Source organism: Bacteroides sp. 1_1_30 (assembly GCF_020982715.1).
GTDB lineage: Bacteria > Bacteroidota > Bacteroidia > Bacteroidales > Bacteroidaceae > Bacteroides > Bacteroides xylanisolvens.
The window spans coordinates 16,684-38,964 of the sequence record NZ_JAJKHN010000007.1 but is presented as its reverse complement, the minus strand read 5'-3'; the positions used below and the strand labels follow the sequence as shown (position 1 = coordinate 38,964).

15 protein-coding genes and 1 riboswitch are annotated in these 22,281 nt (G+C 41.0%); of the genes, 4 read left to right on the top strand and 11 right to left on the bottom strand.

Going from position 1 to position 22,281, the window contains the following annotated elements:
• Window positions 1-153: 153 nt before the first annotated feature.
• From LPH68_RS02975 to mutA, 4 genes are all read right to left on the bottom strand, one after another.
• Window positions 154-1,161 carry a FecR family protein gene (locus LPH68_RS02975; RefSeq protein ID WP_004313561.1) on the bottom strand — a complete coding sequence of 336 codons (1,008 nt, stop codon included), beginning with the start codon at window positions 1,159-1,161 and terminating at the stop codon, window positions 154-156.
• Between the two features lie 63 nt (window positions 1,162-1,224).
• On the bottom strand, window positions 1,225-1,776 hold the full coding sequence (locus tag LPH68_RS02970; RefSeq protein WP_151923564.1) for an RNA polymerase sigma-70 factor: 552 nt from the start codon (window positions 1,774-1,776) through the stop codon (window positions 1,225-1,227).
• Window positions 1,777-1,924: 148 nt separating this feature from the next.
• Window positions 1,925-4,072, bottom strand: coding sequence for a methylmalonyl-CoA mutase (scpA, locus tag LPH68_RS02965; protein WP_087318868.1), 2,148 nt, complete (start codon window positions 4,070-4,072; stop codon window positions 1,925-1,927).
• A gap of 1 nt (window position 4,073) precedes the next feature.
• Complete coding sequence (gene mutA, locus LPH68_RS02960) at window positions 4,074-5,975, bottom strand: methylmalonyl-CoA mutase small subunit (RefSeq protein WP_008641109.1); 1,902 nt, start codon at window positions 5,973-5,975, stop codon at window positions 4,074-4,076.
• Window positions 5,976-6,244: 269 nt separating this feature from the next.
• Between mutA and LPH68_RS02955 the strand changes: the two genes are divergently transcribed.
• Window positions 6,245-7,909, top strand: a complete 1,665-nt coding sequence (locus tag LPH68_RS02955; protein ID WP_008641106.1) for a putative transporter — start codon at window positions 6,245-6,247, stop codon at window positions 7,907-7,909.
• Between the two features lie 94 nt (window positions 7,910-8,003).
• On the opposite strand, the gene LPH68_RS02950 is transcribed toward LPH68_RS02955, so the two are convergent.
• The 6 genes from LPH68_RS02950 to LPH68_RS02925 form a co-directional block, all read right to left on the bottom strand.
• A complete protein-coding gene (locus tag LPH68_RS02950; RefSeq protein WP_004313556.1) occupies window positions 8,004-8,636 on the bottom strand; it encodes an AAA family ATPase in 633 nt (210 codons plus the stop codon).
• Window positions 8,637-8,688: 52 nt separating this feature from the next.
• Complete coding sequence (locus LPH68_RS02945) at window positions 8,689-11,445, bottom strand: outer membrane beta-barrel protein (RefSeq protein WP_151923563.1); 2,757 nt, start codon at window positions 11,443-11,445, stop codon at window positions 8,689-8,691.
• A gap of 252 nt (window positions 11,446-11,697) precedes the next feature.
• Complete coding sequence (locus tag LPH68_RS02940) at window positions 11,698-12,999, bottom strand: DUF5074 domain-containing protein (RefSeq protein ID WP_004313554.1); 1,302 nt, start codon at window positions 12,997-12,999, stop codon at window positions 11,698-11,700.
• Window positions 13,000-13,029: 30 nt separating this feature from the next.
• On the bottom strand, window positions 13,030-14,346 hold the full coding sequence (locus tag LPH68_RS02935) for a PKD-like domain-containing protein (RefSeq protein ID WP_008641102.1): 1,317 nt from the start codon (window positions 14,344-14,346) through the stop codon (window positions 13,030-13,032).
• A gap of 20 nt (window positions 14,347-14,366) precedes the next feature.
• Window positions 14,367-15,527: a DUF5074 domain-containing protein gene (locus LPH68_RS02930; RefSeq protein ID WP_004313552.1), complete on the bottom strand. Its 1,161-nt coding sequence runs from the start codon at window positions 15,525-15,527 to the stop codon at window positions 14,367-14,369.
• A complete protein-coding gene (locus LPH68_RS02925; protein WP_008641099.1) occupies window positions 15,524-17,530 on the bottom strand; it encodes a TonB-dependent receptor in 2,007 nt (668 codons plus the stop codon). The genes LPH68_RS02930 and LPH68_RS02925 overlap by 4 nt, the downstream gene beginning before the upstream one ends.
• 210 nt (window positions 17,531-17,740) lie before the next feature.
• A riboswitch (cobalamin riboswitch) is annotated at window positions 17,741-17,952 on the bottom strand.
• 125 nt (window positions 17,953-18,077) lie between these two features.
• Here LPH68_RS02925 and LPH68_RS02920 point away from each other — a divergent pair.
• Genes LPH68_RS02920 through LPH68_RS02910 form a run of 3 tightly spaced genes read left to right on the top strand, consistent with a single transcriptional unit; the run spans window position 18,078 to window position 20,976 of the window.
• Window positions 18,078-19,211 (top strand): ABC transporter substrate-binding protein, encoded by a 1,134-nt coding sequence (locus LPH68_RS02920; protein WP_192923132.1) that lies wholly within the window; start codon window positions 18,078-18,080, stop codon window positions 19,209-19,211.
• Window positions 19,208-20,224, top strand: a complete 1,017-nt coding sequence (locus LPH68_RS02915; protein WP_151923843.1) for an iron ABC transporter permease — start codon at window positions 19,208-19,210, stop codon at window positions 20,222-20,224. The genes LPH68_RS02920 and LPH68_RS02915 overlap by 4 nt, the downstream gene beginning before the upstream one ends.
• Entirely contained in the window at window positions 20,221-20,976 is a 756-nt protein-coding gene (locus tag LPH68_RS02910; RefSeq protein WP_004313546.1) for an ABC transporter ATP-binding protein, read from the top strand. Before LPH68_RS02915 ends, LPH68_RS02910 begins: the two co-directional genes overlap by 4 nt.
• Before the next feature lie 103 nt (window positions 20,977-21,079).
• Here the strand turns inward: LPH68_RS02910 and LPH68_RS02905 are convergent, their stop codons facing one another.
• On the bottom strand, window positions 21,080-22,249 hold the full coding sequence (locus LPH68_RS02905) for a sugar MFS transporter (RefSeq protein WP_151923844.1): 1,170 nt from the start codon (window positions 22,247-22,249) through the stop codon (window positions 21,080-21,082).
• Window positions 22,250-22,281: the final 32 nt, after the last annotated feature.

The window sequence follows — 22,281 nt, the reverse complement described above, 5'->3', positions numbered from 1 at the left end:
ATTTCGATTTCACATCCGGGGGAAGGTTGCAGCTTCTCCCGGATATTTTTTCCGCATAGGCTCAATGTATTTTAAGGTTAATATTCAGTGTTTACAAGTTCTATTTTGTTCCCCGGTGCCGAAGCATGTCTTCCCCGGTACCGGAGCCTATCTTCATCGGTGCCGGAGACGCCCTTCCCCGGTGCCTGAAATATAGCACTTGTCTCCCACTATTTTATAGTCCAGATTTCCCGTCACACGAGCGATAATATCCATCACTTCTTCCATAGAAGCATTTTGCCCGAAAGTAAGATTGAACCGGTCTTCTTTCAGACTACGGAAACTATAAACAAAGGTGTAAGGGTATTTGCGTTCGAGACGGGTGAAGATTTCTTCCAATGTCATACTGCGGAAAACGATTTCGCCACGTTGCCAAGCAGTGACATCCTGCATATCAGGATGAAGTACGTTTCCGGAGCGGGTACGTTTGTTATAAGCCAGTTGCTCGTTCGGCTTCAAGATCTCCTGCCCCTGCTGATTATTGTACTCTACCAACACTTTTCCGGAAATCAGGGTAGCTGTCACTTCCTCTTCGTCGGGGTAGGCTGTCACGTTGAATTCCGTTCCGAGTGCCGTCACCTGAAAGTCCGAGGACTTCACGATAAAAGGATGCTCTTCGTCACGTTTCACCTTGAAGCCGGCTTCTCCCACAAGATACACACAACGGGTATCACCCTTAAATTGCTGTGGATAAAGTAAAGTGCTTTGGGAATTAATCAATACCTGCGTACCATCCGGCAAAGTGATGTTCCGCATCTCGGCGGTAGGAATATATGCTTGCAACAAATCTGGTGCCTGCCGGTTCTGCAAAGCCAGATAGATAGAAACGGAAGAAAATGCAATCAACAAAGCTGCCGCTACGCGCCACACTACCAGATGAGTACGTAAAGAATGTATCCTGCGCCTCGTTCCGATGCCTGTCAGTTCACGCATCCGTTCCAAAGAATGACGGTAGCCGGAAGTCGTTGCCGATTCGGTAGCTTCCCAAAGTTGATTGAGTTCATGATCTTTTTCATCGGCACGTTCTTCGTCGGTCAGCCATGTACGGAAATCCTGATCGACTTCTTTCGGATAGTCGTGATTGATATAACGGTCGATTACATCGCGAATATAATTCTTCATAAGGTGATATTTATTGTTCTGTTTAGAAACGCTTACGTAAATATCACTACTCAGCAAGGACAACTACGGGAAAAGACGGAATAGAATAACAAACATTAACACTTTGCGGAGTTCCGTCAATGTTTTATAGATGTGATCTTCTACGGTACGCAAGGGGATTTGCAGTTTATCTGCTATTTCTTTATGAGAAAGTCCTTCAAAACGGCTCATCTCAAAAATCCGTCTACGGCGATCAGGCAACTGACTGAGTGTCATCCTAATAAGCATTAATACTTCTTTATAGTATAGATTTTCTAACAGGGAGGAATCTTCGTCACAAAGTTCACCCAACAACTGGGCTTTCAAAACTTTGTCTTCATATTCCTGCTCTACCTTCTGATGCTTGAACAGGTTGAATATTTCATTCCGAGTCACAGTATAGAGATAACCAGTCATGGTTTCCTGATCTTGCCAAAGTTCAGGACGTGTCCATAACTTAAGAAATATATTCTGGGCAATGTCTTCCGCATCCTCCTCCGACTTGGTCAACAACTTCGCAAAGTTCTTCACACGAGGGAAGTTAGCGGCATAAAACTGCTCAAAACGGATATCCAATTCTGCTATCGTTTCGTTCATCTGTCGAGTCTTTTACTATGAAACCCGGGGCAAATATAGGCAAAATTAATTTCAGGCAATGGATGCAAACAAAAAAAACATCCCACCTTTTAAACCAAAACAAGTCTAAAAGGTGGGAATATTATAAGATTCTAAAGAATCTCAGAAGTTATTCTTCATCCATCAGAATTTCCAAAATCTGACAAGCAGCCTTCGCCACCGGAGTACCCGGACCAAAGATAGCAGCTACACCTGCCTTATACAGGAAGTCATAATCCTGTGCAGGAATAACACCACCGGCAATCACCACAATGTCTTCACGTCCCAGTTTCTTCAGTTCTTCAATAATCTGCGGAACCAATGTCTTATGACCGGCAGCCAGTGAAGAAACACCTACTACATGAACATCGTTTTCTACCGCTTCACGAGCAGCTTCTGCCGGAGTCTGGAACAACGGTCCCATATCCACGTCGAAACCACAGTCCGCATAACCCGTTGCTACTACCTTGGCACCACGGTCATGACCGTCCTGTCCCATCTTTGCAACCATGATACGAGGTTGACGTCCCTCTTTTTTCGCAAACTTCTCTGCCAGTTCACAAGCACGCTTGAAGTCGCTATCGTTTTTACTTTCTGATGAATACACGCCTGATATAGTTCTAATTATTGCTTTATAACGTCCTACAACCTGTTCGCACGCATAAGAAATTTCGCCTAAAGTAGCACGAACACGAGCTGCTTCAACTGCCAGTTCAAGCAAGTTACCCTTGCCGGTCTTCACACATTCAGTGATAGCTGCTAATGCCTTGTCCACTTCAGCCTGATTACGTCCTTCTTTCAAACGTTTCAGATTTTCAATCTGTTCAAGACGAACTGCCGTATTATCAATTTCAAGGATATCAATCGGAGCTTCTTTTTCCAAACGATACTTGTTCACACCCACAATGGTCTGCTGACCGCTGTCGATACGAGCCTGTGTACGTGCAGCCGCTTCTTCGATACGCATTTTAGGAATACCTGTTTCGATAGCTTTCGCCATACCACCCAGTTTTTCAATTTCCTGAATATGTTCCCAAGCCTTGTGTGCCAGTTCGTTCGTCAGAGATTCTACATAGTAAGAGCCGCCCCATGGGTCAACGTTCTTGCAGATGTAAGTTTCTTCCTGAATATAAATCTGTGTGTTACGTGCGATACGTGCAGAGAAATCTGTCGGAAGAGCAATAGCCTCATCCAATGCATTGGTATGCAAAGATTGGGTATGTCCCAAAGCTGCAGCCATAGCCTCAATACAGGTACGTCCTACGTTGTTGAACGGATCTTGCTCCGTCAATGACCATCCGGAAGTCTGTGAGTGAGTACGCAAGGCCAGTGATTTCGGGTTCTTCGGATTAAACTGTTTCACAATCTTCGCCCACAGCATACGTGCAGCACGCATCTTGGCAATTTCCATGAAGTGATTGGTTCCGATTGCCCAGAAGAAAGAAAGACGCGGAGCAAATGCATCGATATCGATGCCTGCCGCTGTTCCGGCACGAAGATATTCCAAACCGTCAGCCAATGTATAAGCCAGCTCGATATCTGCGGTAGCACCTGCTTCCTGCATGTGATAACCGGAGATAGAGATAGAGTTAAACTTAGGCATCTTCTGTGAAGTGTATTCAAAGATATCAGAGATAATCTTCATAGAGAATGCAGGCGGATAAATATAGGTGTTACGCACCATGAATTCTTTCAAAATATCGTTCTGGATAGTACCTGCCATTTCTTCGAGTTTAGCACCTTGTTCCAAACCGGCATTGATATAGAATGCCATAATCGGAAGTACAGCACCATTCATCGTCATGGATACAGACATCTTATTCAAAGGAATACCATCGAACAAAACCTTCATGTTTTCCAATGAACAGATAGATACACCTGCTTTACCTACGTCACCCACTACACGTTCGTGGTCGGGGTCATAACCGCGGTGAGTAGCCAAGTCAAATGCTACTGACAAACCTTTCTGACCGGAAGCCAGATTACGGCGATAGAAAGCATTGGATTCTTCGGCAGTGGAGAATCCGGCATACTGACGGATGGTCCAGGGACGAAGGGTGTACATTACTGAATACGGACCACGCAAATACGGAGGAAGTCCGGCAGCATAGCCGAGGTGTTCCATTCCTTCGAGGTCTTCTTTTGTATAAACAGGCTTCACTTCAATGTGTTCCGGTGTTTTCCAGTCGGCGGAGATACCGTTAGCCTTTTGCCATTCAGCACCATTAGCAGGCTGAAATACGGCATATATATCGATGTTTTTAAAATCTTTTCTCATCTTACTTCAATAGTTTAGCGTTAAACTCTTTCAAGGTATCCAATACGTTGACACGAACATGGATGAAGTTTTCGATACCTGCGGCTTTCAAGTCATCCATACAAGCCGGAGCACCGGCAACGATAAACATAGCGCGACCATTCAAGGCTTTGAAAGCAGGAACTGCATATTCAGCATATTCATCATCGCTGGAACAGATTACAACAATATCAGCTTTCGCAGCCATCGCTGCCTCTACTCCTGCCTCTACTGTTTCAAATCCAAGATTATCGATTACTTCATAACCGGCACAAGCCAGGAAGTTACAAGAATATTGCGCACGTGCCTGACGCATCGCCAGATTACCAATTGTCAACATGAACGCCTTCGGACGTTTGCCCGATGCTTCCGTTTCAAGACGTAACGCTTCAAACTCACTAGCTGCACGGTCGAATACCAATGTATCCACATCTTTCTCACAAGTATGAGAGTCACCTCCACAGCAGCATTTTCCTTCCACAGGTTTCTTGTCACCGGCTTTTTCGTTGAAATTCGGGAATTGGTTAGTACCCAACAGAATTTCACGACGCTGTGCCACTGCTTTATGACGAGCTTTATTGCTTTCGTTTACTGCAGCCTGAACCGTACCAGCTTTTAATGCGGCATAGAAACCACCTGCTTCTTCTGTAGCAAGGAAGATTTCCCACGCTTGTTTAGCAATGGATACAGTCAGGTTCTCAATATAATAAGAACCGGCAGCCGGATCAATTACTTTATCGAAATGGGATTCTTCTTTCAGCAATAGTTGTTGATTGCGAGCCAGACGTTCTGATAACTCATCCGGAGTCCCATAAGTCTTATCAAACGGAACGACTGTCATTGAATCTACCCCACCCAAAGCGGCACTCATTGCTTCAGTCTGTGTACGAAGCAAATTCACGTGTGCGTCAAACAAAGTAAGATTAAAAGTAGAAGTTTCGGCATGAACCGCCATTTTTGCTGCACAACGACATTCGCCATTAGCTCCCTTATTATCGCAATCACGCAGACATTCAGGTTTATAAGAAGCTACGATATTTGCCCACAATAGACGTGCGGCACGGAACTTCGCAATTTCAAGGAAGTAATTGGAGCTGATACCGAAGTTGAATTTTATCTTTTTAGCTACTACGGCAGCGGGAATGCCGGCATCAGTCAACTGATTCATGTATTCATTACCCCAAGCCAATGCATAACCCAACTCTTGAGAGATATAAGCACCGGCATTGTTTAATGAGATTGCATTTACATTCAATACACGATAAAAAGGAAGCGGCTGGATAGCTTCGATCAACGCTTTCGCTGTCTGCACCATATCCCCTTTTTCCTTACCGCGAGTCAGCATCTTATTGAAGAAATCATAATTGATAGAGCCTTTCAGCTTCTTCACATCATAGTCTTTCTTCTGGAAATAAGCCACCAGCAAATTGGCCAACTCCACAACATGCCCCTGACAAGTTGAGAAATTTAATTCAACGCACTCTGCCTGAATATCATTCAACAGCGTCTCGATATATTCCGCATTGAGTTCTTTTGCTTTTACATGGAAAGATAGTGAATCAACACCCTTATTTAAGATGTCCAGTGCTTTTGCATTGGCCTCTTTGGGGCATTCTACCCTGATTTCCTGGCGAACCAACCACTCATTGTTGTCTTTTTTAGTTCCTCTCAGATAAGGGAACTCTCCGGGAAGCGCATCAGTAGTTTTTAAACCCTCCAGATCTTCCATCCGGTAGAAAGGTTTCACTTTAAACCCTTCGTTTGTTTTCCAAACGAGCTTCTTCTCAAAATCAGCACCTTTCAAGTCGGCTGTAACCTTCTCCATCCATTGTTCGGTGGAGACAGGAGAAAAGTCTGAGAAGAGTTTTTCTTTTTTGTCTGCCATAGTTTATCTAAAATTAAAACAAGATTAATATTGTCTTTATTTTTATCTATCTCTTTCTAATTGTCTGTTGTTCGACATGCAAATATAACCAATAAGTTAAAACAAAACTTCTTTTTATAGAAAATTCGCACACCTCTCACTCTCGCATAGAATCTGTATAGAAATTCTTCATTCTTTATTTTTTTAGTTCTCCATTTATTTGATTTGCTCCAATGTTATGAGTAATTTTGCACCCGTTTTTAGAAAAACATTATAAAAACTGCTATATTATGGATTGGTTACAAAGTTTATTGTGGGACCCCAGCTCCGTAGCTCACATCGTGCTTCTCTACGCATTTGTAGTGGCAGCCGGAGTGTATTTGGGCAAGATAAAGATATTCGGAGTATCTTTGGGCGTCACATTTGTTTTGTTTGCCGGCATCCTAATGGGACATTTCGGCTTCACAGCCGATACACACATCCTACATTTCATCCGTGAATTCGGATTGATCTTGTTCGTATTCTGTATCGGTCTTCAGGTGGGGCCATCTTTCTTCTCTTCTTTCAAAAAAGGAGGAATGACATTGAACCTGTTGGCTGTAGGCATCGTAGTGTTAAATATTGCCGTTGCACTGGGGCTTTACTACCTCTGGAACGGCCGAGTAGAACTGCCGATGATGGTAGGTATCCTCTATGGAGCTGTCACAAACACTCCGGGACTTGGTGCCGCCAATGAAGCATTGAACCAGCTTAATTACACTGGTCCACAAATCGCACTGGGATATGCGTGTGCTTATCCGCTGGGGGTAGTAGGTATTATCGGTTCAATCATTGCTATCCGCTACATCTTCCGTGTCAATATGGCCAAAGAGGAAGAAAGTCTGAAAATCCAAAGTGGAGATGCACATCACAAACCTCACATGATGAGTCTGGAAGTACGCAATGAATCAATCAGCGGAAAAACGTTGATTGAAATCAAAGAGTTTTTAGGCCGCCAGTTCGTTTGTTCCCGTATTCGTCATGAAGGTCATGTAAGTATCCCCAACCATGAAACCATATTCAATATGGGGGATCAATTATTCATTGTCTGTTCAGAAGAAGATGCTCCTGCAATTACCGTATTTATCGGTAAAGAAGTGGAACTCGACTGGGAGAAACAAGACCTTCCCATGGTTTCCCGCCGTATTCTGGTGACTAAACCGGAAATCAACGGAAAGACTTTAGGATCTATGCATTTTCGTAGTATGTACGGAGTGAACGTAACCCGCATCAACCGTTCCGGTATGGACTTGTTTGCCGATCCAAATCTGGTACTTCAGGTAGGTGACCGTGTAATGGTGGTAGGTCAGCAAGATGCAGTTGAACGTGTGGCAGGTGTTTTGGGTAATCAGTTAAAACGTCTGGACACACCGAACATTGTGACTATTTTCGTTGGTATCTTCTTAGGAATTCTCCTGGGTAGCCTTCCTATAGCATTCCCCGGTATGCCGACTCCTCTGAAATTAGGTTTGGCAGGCGGACCGCTGGTAGTAGCTATTCTTATCGGACGTTTCGGTCATAAGCTCCATTTAGTGACTTATACAACCATGAGCGCTAACCTGATGCTTCGCGAAATCGGTATCGTGCTCTTCCTTGCTAGTGTCGGTATAGATGCCGGAGCCAACTTTGTGCAAACGGTAGTCGAAGGTGACGGATTACTATACGTAGGTTGTGGTTTCCTTATCACCGTTATCCCATTGCTTATAATCGGTGCTATCGCAAGATTATATTATAAGGTAAACTACTTTACCCTGATGGGATTGATAGCCGGTAGTAATACCGACCCGCCCGCATTGGCTTATGCCAATCAAACAACATCCGGAGATGCTCCGGCAGTAGGGTATTCTACAGTTTACCCATTATCCATGTTCCTCCGTATTCTGACGGGACAGATGATATTATTAACGATGATGTAAATCATGTTTTATTTATAAATAATAAAGCCGGTCATATCCTTCAATGGAATATACCGGCTTTATTTCTTTTTCTTATAGACTTCTTCTACGCCTATTATATAAGCTGTAGTTTCTTCACTACAAATTCTTCTATAAACCGAACTGTCTCTTCAACTCCCAAAGAAGAAGAATCGACACATAAGTGATAAGTAGCAGCTGCTCCCCACGTTTTATAACTATAATAATTATAATACTCCGAACGTCTCTTATCCGCTTTTTCTATCATTTCTTCTGCAGCTTCCGCATCAATATGATGCATGGCGCATAATCGCGCAATACGATCTTCCTTAGAGGCCGAAATAAAAACATTCGCACAACGGGGATGTTCACGCAGAATATAGTCCGCACAGCGTCCGACAAAGACACAAGATTTTTCTGCCGCCAGATGACGAATCACATCACTTTGCACTTTAAACAGGGCATCATTACTCAAACAGTTATTACATGGCATAGCTCCTTCACTGATAAAAGGAAAACGCATGCCGAACAATCCGCCAATAATACCTTGCGAAGCTTTCTCATCCGCTTTTTCAAAAAATTCTTTGCACAACCCGCTTTCTTCAGAAGCCAGATTAATCAATTCTTTATCGTAGAAGTCAATCCCCAAACGGGCTGCCAACTTCTCTCCTATTTCTTTTCCGCCGCTACCTAGTTGCCGACCGATGTTGATAACATAATTACCGCTCATAGTACATTTTGTTTTATGGTTCTATAGCAAACATACGACTTTTTTCTAAAAATCACATCATCAAACGAAAGTTATATTTGAAAGTAACGATGAAATACCCTTTTATTTCCTGCGTACGATACTCATAAAAGCCGTCGGAAGTTGCCATACGGTTATAACTTTTCCTCTTTCCTAAAATGTCTACCCAATAAGCAGACAGTTCTGCTTCTTTCTTTTTCAAGAATCTCCAGGTAGCACTCGCATTCCATAACATCTCATCATCTTCTCCTTTACGGATATTCGTACCATTACGGAAAGTATAAGCCCCATCCGTCCGTAATTGTATGCCCAAAGGAAGATCAACATATCCTTCCAAACGGAAATTATAATAACGGGTATATGTATTGTTATCATTCACAGAGTTGAGCGAATACTGATAATTCCAGGAAGTAGAGAAGTCAATACCTCCCCAGGCAGGCTGATAAGAAACATTCGCTTCACAATTCAAGCCAGTGTCACGCGTTGTACTTTTCACCGGCTCAAGACTTCTATCTTCATTAATCATGCTGACACGATTACTATGATTACCGTTCATATCCAACCGTAAAGAGAAATGTCCTAAACGTTTCCACCAGTTAGCACTTCCATACATATTCCAGTTACCGTTTATATTAACAGGATATGTCTCACGTCCGCCAGTCTGTGCATCATATATCATTACCTGTGTAACGCTATTCTGTTCCAACTGTCCTCCAAGATTCGCAGATATGCCTTTTTTAGAATGTTGAAAGCTTATACGCATACTATGAGCAAACATTTGCTTCAAATCCGGATTCCCTCGAGTAATATATAATGGATTACTATTATCTGTAAGTGGCATTAAGTCCGATAAAGAAGGTTGCCGGGTTCTACCGTCATAATTGAAAGTTATTCGTGCCTCTTTCTTTTTCCAGGCCAGCCATATCATAGGCTGAAAGTCGATAGTATGCACAGTGGTATCCGCATACAGTTTCCCCATTTTCCGTTCAATGGTTCGCCTTTGCGGAGTAATCCCTAATGATGCATTCACCATCCATGTGTCATCAGAGTAATTGAAGCCTACATTCAGATCATGTCCATTAGTACGACTATGACTTCGATTACTCAAACTATCTACATACCCCTTTTCATAGTCAGGAGGCAACTCACCAAAAACATCCGACTTCGCCAAAGAAGACAATTCATAAGTGTCGCGGTTATCGCGTTCATAATGAGTGTTCCAGTTATACGCTGCACGAATATACATTTTCTTACCGATAGGTTGGGTGAAGTTAATCCCTACCCGCCACGAATTATTTTTCTGGGGTGACTTCAAATACTGGTTACGATAAAGCAATGAATCGTTGCCTTGCTTATCTTTGAGACGGAAATAAGTAGTTTTTGAAAGCGAAAAACTTTCATTATCCCCCCAAGAATCCGAACTTTGAATGTTCAATCCTAAAGTTGTACCTTTTTCATTCAGCCGCCTCATAATCCCCATCATCCAATTATAACGGTTCGATTGCCCTTCCGAACGCGACCGGTTTTCACTACGATTTACTTTGATATCTTGGGTAATCGATTCAAAATCATCGAACAAGCTTTCATGATTGACGTTAGGAGGAGCGTCAAAAGAAGCATTCTGGCTATTACTTTCATTCCGGTTAGGAGAAAAGCTGAAACCACCGTTAAAATGTATGCGTGTACGTTTATCCACTTCCCAACTACCCATGATATTAGAATTGAACGACCGGCTTTTAGAGTTACCTTCATTAGTGGACGCAGAATATTGGTTACCAGCAGTTAAATATTGCTCCTGATACATGGAAGAAATATTTCCGTTCCGATTGAGATTATAGTTCATGTTTCCGGTCAAAGAAAACTTCTTTCCGAATTTATGAGTCATATTCATTCCCACCGAATTATTAATATTATCCTTGTAAGTGCTATTCTGATATCGGTTGGTGGAACGTCCTATGAAAGAAAGATTTTCTCCATCTTTGCTAAAATAATTCACCTGCCCTTCCAAATCCTTCTTTTGATTGTTTCCATATCCCACAGTGGCATTCGTCAGCCAGGTTTTATTCAATTCATCCTTAGTCTGCAAGTCAAGTACATATTTCTTTTCTCCTGAACTAATTCCGGTAAATTCTTCTTCTTTTGATTTTTTATCGTACACTTTCAACTTACTAATCAAATCTGCCGGCAAATTTTCGAGTGCCGTCTTTTTATCTCCGGAGAAAAAAGCTTCGCCATTCACATTGATTTCACTGATAGGTTGCCCATTATATGTCAGCGATTGATCTTTCTTATTATATACCAATCCCGGAACACGCTTCACTAAATCCTCCAAATAAGCTCCATCGGGAGTTTTATAAGCAGCAGCATTGATAACGGTAGTATCTCTTTCCATTACTACTTCTTGCAATTTCCCGGTCACTACCACTTCCCCAATCTGAATATCATCATCCTTCAATGTAAGTGTACCAACATTTACCAATGCCGAATCGCCCAATGCATGATATACGGATTGCATTCCCATAAAAGAGACTTTCAACAGATATTGTTTTTTCTTCTGCGACTGGTAACTAAGAGTAAAACGACCATTTTTATCGCTTGTTATTCCTTTTATGAAAGTAGAGTCATTCTTTTGCAAAACAATAACACTAGCCGAAGGTAAAGGCTGTCGTTTATTACTCCCAGACTCCAACGTCTGCACTCTGCCTTTGACAGTTCTTGTTTGTTGAGCATATAATACAGTATGTATGCAAAGTAACAGCAAAAGTAGTCCACATAGTCTACAAGTTTTCATGTCAATAGCAGTATAAGTCTATATTCTAATTTGAGTCAAAATTGTGGAGGTAAAATTAAGGAGTTTTCTTGAAAATATACTACTTTATTTATTTAATTAAAACTAATTACATTCCAATCACATAAGGTCACAGTATAATCCCCAAAAAGACTTTCCCATCAATCAAAAAACAGACTCTTTTTAAAAGGACATTTTTTGATTGAATGAGAAAGTCCTCATCAATAAAAATGATAGATTATAGAGTTAAATCTATCACTTAAAATTCTCCGTAAAGAAAACTCCTGCCGGAAAACTATTCTTATTTTTAATGTCAGCCTGTAAAGCTGGTGTTTTAGTAAAATCAAATATGGCAATATCATTTATTTTGTACTCTGAAAATCCCTTTAAAGTCGCAAAATAAACCTCTCCACTTACCGGATCAACACCTAAGCTATTGTAATATGTTCCGGCATCTTCTACATAATCTTTGATATTAGCAACTTTTTCCGTCTTATTTTGAGAGAAAATATGTCGATACAGATTAAAGCCTGCATTACTGAAATAAACAATATCATCTTTCGCAGAAAAAGCAGGAGCAACACCCCAACCGGCGCCAATACTAACATCTAAAGCATGAGACTCAACCGTATAATCAAGAGGATTAACTTTATTAATACTTGCCGGATTTGTACATGATACCCATAAGTTTTCATCATATGCCTTCGCGATACCAGACAAGGCACTTTCAAAAGGAATAGTATGTATAACTGTTCCATTCTGAATAACAAAAAGCTTCTTACTACCCATCACAAAAACTTTTTCTCCAACCACAGCCATACGATTTTTCAAGGCTCCGCCAGTACCCTCGACAAAAGTCAAAGCATCTGTAGAAGTATTTAGCATATAGACACCTTTATTATCACGAATATAAAGAGCCTCTTTTATTACCGCTAAATTAGTAGGCCAAGACAAAGTAGCATTATCATAAATTCTTTCTTTCTCTAAATTATCCGCATTAGCAATAGTCAGTAATCCCTCGCCACCATTCTTTGCTCCATTTTGAGAAAGTACATAAATTTTACTATCACTAATGAACAAATCCTGGCAGACATTACCGAGTAAAGTTTGATTTACCCGATAGTATGCACTATCCATCGCTGTTCCTTTTGAATCCACAAAGGTCAAAGTTCCGGTTTCATTACTCATATTTCCTTCATTCAAAATAAAAGTTCCTTTTCCAAACCGACCTTCTACCTTGGCAGTTATATTCGTTTGAAGAGTTTCTCCATTGCCATCCGACACAGTCAACCCTATAACATACTCTCCAGTCTTAGGTTGTGAAAACTTATATGTTGAAGCGGTTGAGACTTCTTTCCCATCTACTGTCCATAAATACTCCATCGTTCCGGACAGATTTTCAGCCCGGGCATCCAGATACAAGGTATCTAATTGCACTATCACATTACTTCCCGACTTATTTCCGATTAATACAGACGAATTCAAATTATCTTCATCATCACACGCTGTAAAAACAAATCCCAAGGCAACAGTTGCCAATACTAAAAACTTTCTCATTCTTACTTTTATTTTCAATTATTTCTTAGCTTATTTGCGAGCATCAATATCAACTCCTAAAACATGTAAATCCTCAACCCCTGATATTTCAGTAGAACATTCACCCAGCCAACCGTTTTCCTGATTGACACCAGTATATATCTTTATGAAATCGACTCCTGGCAGGTGTACTTTTTGACCTTTCGAATTTACTGCCCAATCTATATCAATAGCAGATTCATCCTTACTATTCAATTCATTATCAGCATAACCATATCGGAATTTATACAAAACAAAATAACTTCCTTGTCCACTCTCATCAACAGCATTTTGAGGCAAACAAGTTCCCTTAAATGTTACTTTATCTTCCTTTATCCATTCCGGGTAATAGCATTGATTATGAAATGTATTCTTCACTTTATATCCAGATTTTCCCTGGTTATCTTCCCAGCGAATATACATTTCTCTTTCTTCCGCAGTTGTCGGTTCTTTTTCCGGCCGATAGTAAGTAATTTCATAATTTCGATAAGTCTTCACATCATTCCCGGCAGCAACAGCCTTATCATACCATAATTCTAATGTAGCATCTTCATGAGCACTACCAGCAATTTCATACCATTCATCATCATCCGGTCTCCCATTCTGATTTTTATCATAAGCCACCATGATAACTCCCGGTTCACAACTTCCTCCTTCTGGCGCGCCAGAGTCTGGATTAGCCGCAGAATAAAAAGCATTGCCAAGTACCCGAAAATCACGTTTCCCAGTAACATTGGTTATCGTATGGTCAAAACCGACTACAACATATCCTCCGAATCCCCCTAACGAAATCATCCCTTTTTTATTATTGCCAATGGCTGCCAATACTTTTTCATTCATAGCCTCCTGTGTATCACCTTCTTTATATACCGGCAATGTATTAGTAAATTGTCCGACAGCCGGAACAAAATCAAAAACTTTAGTAACATAAGCTGTCGCTCCTTCAGGAGCAGGTTCTATGTTTTCAAAAGTTACAGTAACCGTAAAGGGATAATCAAAACGACTCTCTCCCTGTGACACACGTAATGTCAATTCGTATTCTCCCACCTCTTCAAACATATACTCCAAGCTTTTCGTCTGAGCAATTTCAGTACCATCCAACAACCACACATAAGAGATTCCTTCGTCTGATTCACTTTCAACCTGCACTTTTAGTAGTTGATCTATCACAACCGCAAAACCACCCTCCGGTTGTGATACACGAATATCCTCCTTCTTTAGTTGATAAGCCGCCGGAGTATCTTCTTCATCACTACACCCTGTAAATGCAGTTCCCCAAAATAAAGAAACTGCAATGACTAATGTTAGTCTTAAAATCTTTTTGTCCATTTTTATTAAATATCAGTTAGTTATTGAAATGTTTTTGTTGTAAAAGCAAAATGAGCCGGTATATCGCCTGCCCTGACTTTCCATCTTTTCTTTCCTTCAGGACTAAAACAATAGAGATAACCAGGCACAACATAACTTTTTGCATCTGTTACAAATATTTCTTTCGTCTCCGGGTTCACAGTCACCCCATACGGAATTGCTATTTCCGCCTCTGTTCCATCGGTTATAAAATTGCGAGAGACCATTTTATTTTGTTTCACGTCATAGAGAGCATAAGTAATTGTATTACTTTCTGTAACGTAACTCCATTCTACACTAGTCATGTAAATAGAGTCCCCACTTAAACACATTTCACTCGCGGCAATACCCAAGCTTCCTGTCACACAATCCGTTTGAGTATCTATAACAAAGACATTTGATCCGGTTCCATAATAATCCCCTCGCGAGCTAACATATATACGTCCATAACGATCCAACTTCATATGGTGAAGATTAATAGCTACATCAATTGTTTTAATAACCTGAAAAGTCTTCAAATCAATAACCGATACAGTCCGGTCATAATCAGGGAAACGATATCCGCCAGAATTGGCAACATAAAGTTTTCCATCCTTTATCACCATCTCTTCCGGTTGATAACCGACTACCACTTCACGGGTGATAGCTAAATTTGTCGTATCCACTTCAACCACTTTTCCCGGACGCGCATTGGGATCTATCCCAACAGGCCCCGCGTACGAACTGACATACGCCTTTCCATTACTAAAAGTGATATAACGGCAATTAACCACATCTATTTGCCCCAAATGTTGTGCAGTTTCCACATCCATCACCTCTATAAAATTGGAACAATTGATTACAGCATACAACTTGTCTCCATAAATCTGCAAATCATTTCCAACATCTCCCAGCTCCTTCACTACAGATGGATTCCGTTCAGCATAAATATTACGATGATACTTACCGGTAGTACTGTCATAAAAATCAAGTGTACACTTATTACTACCCATATTTCCTTCATTGAGAAGATACATTCCTTTAATATGAACACCCCCTAAAGGATCCTTACCGACTTCTATCTCATCAGACGGTAAAACCGGAAGCTCCCCCCGACAAGCCAGCAAACAGCAACTTGCTAATATTCCAAACAAGATGCGTGAAAAAATATTATTCACAATCATATAGTTAAGTTTAAAATGAATTTAAAGTTAGTTCCTGGCATCGGATAAGCCCTCACCACTTCATATTGTTGATTTAAAATATTATTGACTTCCAAAGCCAACTTGAAATCCTTCTTTTTCCAATTGAATTTCTTTGCCAGAGACACGTCACTTGTATACCAGGGAAGATAATAATTATGCGGAGTATTGGCCGAAATACCATAGCGCTCACCTATATATATAAAACTATAGTTTAGTTCCCATGATTTATATTCAGCATTTAGTATAGCCGAGCCACTATGCCAAGGTATATACGATATTTGTCCTCCATATGTATCCTCATCCAACTTATCAGTAAAATCCTGTGCTTTCTGATAAGTATATGATAAGCGGCTGTCAAAGGTCCAATTATCACCTAATTTCCAGCCTCCTTGTAAAACAACATCCACTCCTTTTATTTCAACAAGCCCCAAATTAATCATTGTCCAACGAAAGAAATTATTGGTAGGAGTAGCTATTATTTTATTTTCCACTTCATTATAATATGCATCCAACTGAACATTCAAGGCTTGCAACCATGTTCCGGTAAATAACTTCTGATAAGTGAATCCAATATTATACTGATTTGTATATTCTGGTTTTAATTTGATATTTCCTATGAATGTATAATACAAATCATTTAAAGTCGGCATACGAAATATCCGCTTATAAAAGGCACGCAAATTAAAATCAATATTCTTGAAAGGTTTATAGGAAGCGATGGCAGTAGGAGTAAATTCCATTTTATTCCCAGCTGAAGTAGTATCCGAAGCAACGTTCTCATGCACGAAAGTTCCCAAGACACTAGCCTGAAACTTAAAACGATCAAAATGCAAAGAGGTAGCCGCTGCCACCAACGTCGTATTTCGCCGTGGATAAGGGAAATCAGTCAGATTGGCATTCAACTTATTCCACTGGTAGTCCACTGAAAGATTTATATCCCAAAAAGGAAGAACAGTGACTCTATTAGCCATTGACAAGTAAACCTCCTGTTGACGATATGTATTATTTACATACATAGTAGCCTCCTCTTTTCTGGGATCTGCCAAATAGTGTAAATAATCATATGCATATTTGGTATTCAACAACAGACTATATGCTTCACCAAAATCTTTCTTAAAAGAAGACTGAAGAAAGAAATTGGTATCCCATTGGCGATCTTCATGTGAAAAACGATTCCGCACAACAGCACCGGGATACCCACGTTCTGAATTATAAAAATAAGCTTTTGTGCGCCAGTAACCGCCTTTTATTTTACCATATAAACCACCTTCCGTGCGTAAAGCATTCACATCGCCATTACGGCGGACTGCCGTAGTATCGTATCCCCCAGCTACTGCATAAGTAAATTTATACTTTCCGGTGGTATACATATATTCAGTACTAAGTGACGCACTTACATTCTCACTTAGTTTCTGTTCCCAAAGTAGAGATGGATTGACAACGCCAAAGGAACCTGTTTTAAAAGCAGCTTTTACATGATAAGCCTTATTCGCCTGAAAAACAGGCGTTCTCGACTGAAGATAAATAGAACCGGCAGAACCGAAATCTTTCGCCGGCTGGAAAATAGCACTTTTCTGCCCATTATATAAAGTAACGGCCTCCATATTATCCAAAGAAAAGCGTCCCAAATCAATCACTCCATTCTGTGCATTCCCCAATTCAATGCCATCATAGAACACTCCGACATGATTCGTCCCCATACTTCGGATATTTACGGTCTTCAATCCTCCTATTCCACCGTAATCCTTTATTTGCACTCCCGAAAAATAGCGTATGGCATCTGCAACCGAATGTACGGCTAATTTTTCTAACTTATCACCAGATAAAGACTGTACCGGAATCACTTCCTTATTAATTTTAGCAGTAATTACTACTTCATGAAGATGGTGTAAGCTATCCAGTTTACTTTGTGCTGATAGTAATAAAAACATGCTCGAAAAGCATCCTATCCAAAATACTCTAAAATGAATCTGCCTGAACATAATCCTCCTGTTTATTAATTTAAATAATAAACTTTCATAAGGTTACAGCAAGGATGCAATTTTCTACATACTCAAACCAATATACGTACTTCTCCCCCGTATAATGGTACATTCAAAAAGGCATATTTCTCCTTTCTGAAACTTCACATCAGCAATTAAAGATGTATTTTGAATTAAAAACTGCACTCTTCAAACTCTAATCCCGGAAAGTTTCAAGAATTCAATTTTGGCAGGTCTTCTGACTTACTCCATTTTCCTAACGCCCTTCCCATCTCTCCAAAGCGAGACAGTGGATTTGAGTATTGTAGGAAAACTTCTGGCGGAGCTTACAGCAGCGGGTCTGTTCAGGATTTACACCTGATTCCCTTTTCACCATTCTTCCGTAGCATCGGACGAATGACACCAAAATTTCTGCGGCAAAGATACATCAAATAGAAACAAATCAGAAGAAAATTCTAATGAAAATAAAAACAAACTAATAATTAGTCCTATCTTTGCCACTCGAGAGCATCCACTAATCTTTTTTCTAATTAAAATCTGTATAAAAGTGAAATCTCCAATCTTAACCATCGCGCTACTATGCCTCTTCTTTTTGGCAAGCTGTATATCACGTAATAAAACATCTCTGGAGAGATTCAATCAGGATATATATACTCCCGAATACGCTTCCGGATTTAAAATCCTGGGGGCAGACAATGCGGCCAGTACCCTCATTCAAGTTTCCAATCCATGGCAAGGAGCACAGGACGTGAAAATGTCCTATTTCATTTCGCGCAACGGAGAGCAAGCTCCTGCAGGTTTTAATGGTCCTGTCATTCCTGCCGGAGCCAGAAATATCGTATGTATGTCTTCTTCCTACATCGCCATGCTCGATGCATTGGGAGAACTCAAACGTATTGTCGGAGTATCCGGCATCAATTACGTGTCTAATCCCTACATTCTCGCCCACAAAGATTCAATCAAAGATATGGGAGCGGAAATGAATTATGAGTTGTTGCTGGGATTAAAGCCGGACGTCGTACTATTATATGGCATTGGTGATGCTCAAACAGCTGTTACAGATAAACTGAAAGAATTAGCCATACCTTATATATATATGGGAGAATATCTGGAAGAATCTCCACTAGGAAAAGCCGAGTGGATGGTTGTTCTTTCCGAATTGATTGATAACCGGGAGAAAGGGATTGAGGTGTTCCGGGAAATCCCGAAACGCTACTATGCTTTAAAAGCTCTCACCGACTCCATCAGCCAACACCCTACCGTCATGTTCAACACTCCGTGGAACGACAGTTGGGTAATGCCTTCCACTCAAAGCTACATGGCACAATTAATCGCAGACGCTGGAGCAGACTACATTTACAAAGAGAACAATTCCAACAGTTCAACTCCTATCGGCTTGGAAACAGCCTACGGACTGATACAAAAGGCAGATTATTGGATCAATGTAGGTTCGGTCACCACATTAGATGAATTAAAAGCTGTCAATCCTAAATTTGCAGATGCTAAAGCCGTCCGGGAAAAGACAGTCTACAACAATAACCTGCGACTGACATCGACAGGAGGCAATGATTATTGGGAATCAGCAGTTGTTCGTCCTGATGTGGTGTTGCGTGATCTGATTCATATTTTCCATCCGGAACTCGTTTCCGATTCACCTTATTATTACAGACACCTGGAATGAAACAATCCCGCAGACGTACCGCTCTATTATTCACCGCATTAGGAATAGTTGCCATTCTGTTACTATTAGTAGATATGGCAACAGGAGATACTTTCATCCCTATATCAAAGATAGGAGCAGTACTCACCGGAGGTGAATGTGACGAAACCACCCGCAATATAATTCTCTCCATCCGCTTTATCCGCGTCATAGTGGCTGCATTGATAGGTATAGCGCTTTCAGTTAGCGGTCTGCAAATGCAGACAATTTTCCAGAATCCGCTGGCAGATCCTTACCTGTTGGGAGTAAGCTCCGGGGCGGGTCTTGGAGTGGCATTGTTTATACTAGGCGCCCCGCTTCTCGGTTGGACAGATTTTCCCTTTCTGCAATCAGTCGGTATTGTAGGTTCGGGGTGGATAGGGACTTCCGCCATACTGCTAGGAGTAGCCATCATCAGTCGAAAAGTAAAGAATATATTAGGTGTACTGATTATGGGAGTCATGATAGGTTATGTGGCGGGAGCTATCATCCAGATATTACAATACCTAAGTTCTGCAGAACAACTGAAAATGTTCACACTCTGGTCTTTGGGCTCACTTAGCCACATCACGACAGGGCAATTAACGATTATGCTACCAGTAATATGCATAGGATTACTACTATCCATCGCCTGCATCAAATCACTGAATCTGTTGTTGCTTGGTGAAAATTACGCACGCACCATGGGAATGAATATCAAGCGCTCAAGAACGCTTATTTTTATATCTACAGCGTTACTGACAGGAACGGTCACAGCCTTTTGCGGTCCGGTAGGATTCATCGGGCTGGCTATCCCACATATCACACGGATTCTGTTTGACAACGCCAATCACCGGATATTGATGCCAGGTACAATGCTGACAGGGTTGATCGGGATGCTGATTTGTGACATCATAGCCAAGAAGTTTCTGTTGCCGGTGAATTGCATCACTGCGCTATTGGGTGTTCCGGTTATTTTATGGGTAATAGGTAAAAACTTGCGTATATTCAAATGATTCAACTAAAAGATCTGACATTAGGATACGAACAACGTATATTGCTGGAGAAAGTTTCCACCCATATCACGGGTGGGCAACTTGTCGCACTGCTCGGACGGAATGGTACAGGAAAAAGCACGCTTCTCCGTGCCATCATGGGGTTGGAAACACCTAAAAACGGAGAAATCATCCTGCATGGGAAAAACATCGCTTCACTGAAACCGGAGAAATTAGCCCGAAAGATTAGTTTTGTAACTACCGACAAAGTACGCATCGCCAACCTGCGTTGTAAAGATGTAGTCGCATTGGGACGTGCTCCTTATACCAACTGGATCGGACAGTTACAGGCGGAAGATGAGAAAAGAGTGGTTACTGCCATGCACCTGGTAGGAATGTCCGATTATGCAGAAAAGACAATGGATAAGATGTCCGACGGAGAATGCCAACGAATCATGATAGCACGCGCACTTGCACAAGACACACCTATCATTCTTCTTGATGAGCCTACTGCTTTTCTGGATTTACCTAATCGCTACGAACTCTGTCTGCTACTGAAAAAACTCGCGCAAACGGAAGGAAAATGTATCCTGTTTTCCACACACGACCTGGACATTGCCCTGTCTCTCTGCGACACGATCATGCTGATTGACAACCCACAATTGTATAGTCTCCCCACAAATGAGATGATAACGAGCGGACATATAGAAAGACTATTCCGGAACGAGTCTGTGACATTTGATGCACAAGCTATGAAGATAATCATCAAATAAAAACAAAAGTTTACTTCAGACGGAGAAAGCAACTTCTCCGTCTAAGAACCTCCATGTCATTGAGCAGGATTCGGGCAAAGATAGCTTCCTCCTCTCAATAAAACTATGCTTTGGCTGTTTTCACTCCAAAAGCACAATAAGTCAAATAAAACACACAAGCTAAAGTGACAAAAACGCCTCCGATAACACCTACTGTTCCAATCGCAAACCCAATAACTGGAGTAACTACTCCGCCACCGGCAACAGCAGTAATCATCAACCCTGAAATTTGATTTGCTTTTTCCGGTCTTGCCTGCAAAGCCATCGAATAAATGATAGAAAATACGGATGACGCAAAGAAACCGACAGCACCGATACAAATCAGATTTACCATATCGTTTTTCACAAAAGCCAGAATAAGCAAAGAGAAAATACAGGCAACAATATTCACACGGAAATATTTTATTTCAGCGATACGGGCCAACAAGAAAGCACCCAATAAAGCACCTACCGTACGACTTAAAAAATAAACTTGTGGAGCAAACTTCACTTGTTCTGTCGTCCAGTCAAAACGTTCTGCCATCAGCTTAGAGCTGATAAAGTTAGTGGCAACATCTACCCCCACAATAAAGAAGATACCCAAAAATAACAACAGAATCGTTTTATCCTTCAACAAAGAAAAAGTATCACTGATAGAAAGTTGTTGGGTTGCAGCACTGGAATCTTCTCGCTTAACAGGGGTAGCCATCAGCCAAACAGCGGATAATAATGTAATAAAACCTAATATCGGGAAGCAATAATACCATTTGTCGTCTCCAAAGTGAGCTACAGCCAACAATACAATCTCCGGCCCAACAAGAGAAGACACAGCTTTGATTACTTGCCCTGCCGTCAAGCTACTAGTCAATAAACGTTGACTGGTTACCACATTACTTAACAACGGATTCAGTGAAACTTGCAGAATAGCGTTACCAATTCCCAAAAGAGCATAAGCTATCATACAAGTCGCGCTATTATAAACGATCAATGGTAATAACATACCCACTACCGTTATTCCCATACTAAGCAGAACTGTATTTTTACGTCCCCATTTGTTCATCTGATTTCCAATAGGAATACTCAAAAACAGGAACCAGATAAATACTAATGAAGGAACAAATCCCGTCATCACAGGAGACCAGTTGAAAGTACGTTGAACATAATCGGACGAAATGCCGACTATATCACAGAAGCCCATTACAAAGAACCCGAAAAGAACGGGAAGGGCGGCATAAATAGAGTTTTGTGTTTTCATATTTAACTCACTATATTATAAAATGTAGAGTC

Coding starts and splice junctions, on each gene's coding strand:
- LPH68_RS02975 (WP_004313561.1), bottom strand. CDS start 1,161: ATGAAGAATTATATTCGCGATGTAATCGACCGTTATATCAATCACGAC.
- LPH68_RS02970 (WP_151923564.1), bottom strand. CDS start 1,776: ATGAACGAAACGATAGCAGAATTGGATATCCGTTTTGAGCAGTTTTAT.
- scpA (WP_087318868.1), bottom strand. CDS start 4,072: ATGAGAAAAGATTTTAAAAACATCGATATATATGCCGTATTTCAGCCT.
- mutA (WP_008641109.1), bottom strand. CDS start 5,975: ATGGCAGACAAAAAAGAAAAACTCTTCTCAGACTTTTCTCCTGTCTCC.
- LPH68_RS02955 (WP_008641106.1), top strand. CDS start 6,245: ATGGATTGGTTACAAAGTTTATTGTGGGACCCCAGCTCCGTAGCTCAC.
- LPH68_RS02950 (WP_004313556.1), bottom strand. CDS start 8,636: ATGAGCGGTAATTATGTTATCAACATCGGTCGGCAACTAGGTAGCGGC.
- LPH68_RS02945 (WP_151923563.1), bottom strand. CDS start 11,445: ATGAAAACTTGTAGACTATGTGGACTACTTTTGCTGTTACTTTGCATA.
- LPH68_RS02940 (WP_004313554.1), bottom strand. CDS start 12,999: ATGAGAAAGTTTTTAGTATTGGCAACTGTTGCCTTGGGATTTGTTTTT.
- LPH68_RS02935 (WP_008641102.1), bottom strand. CDS start 14,346: ATGGACAAAAAGATTTTAAGACTAACATTAGTCATTGCAGTTTCTTTA.
- LPH68_RS02930 (WP_004313552.1), bottom strand. CDS start 15,527: ATGATTGTGAATAATATTTTTTCACGCATCTTGTTTGGAATATTAGCA.
- LPH68_RS02925 (WP_008641099.1), bottom strand. CDS start 17,530: ATGTTCAGGCAGATTCATTTTAGAGTATTTTGGATAGGATGCTTTTCG.
- LPH68_RS02915 (WP_151923843.1), top strand. CDS start 19,208: ATGAAACAATCCCGCAGACGTACCGCTCTATTATTCACCGCATTAGGA.
- LPH68_RS02910 (WP_004313546.1), top strand. CDS start 20,221: ATGATTCAACTAAAAGATCTGACATTAGGATACGAACAACGTATATTG.
- LPH68_RS02905 (WP_151923844.1), bottom strand. CDS start 22,249: ATGAAAACACAAAACTCTATTTATGCCGCCCTTCCCGTTCTTTTCGGG.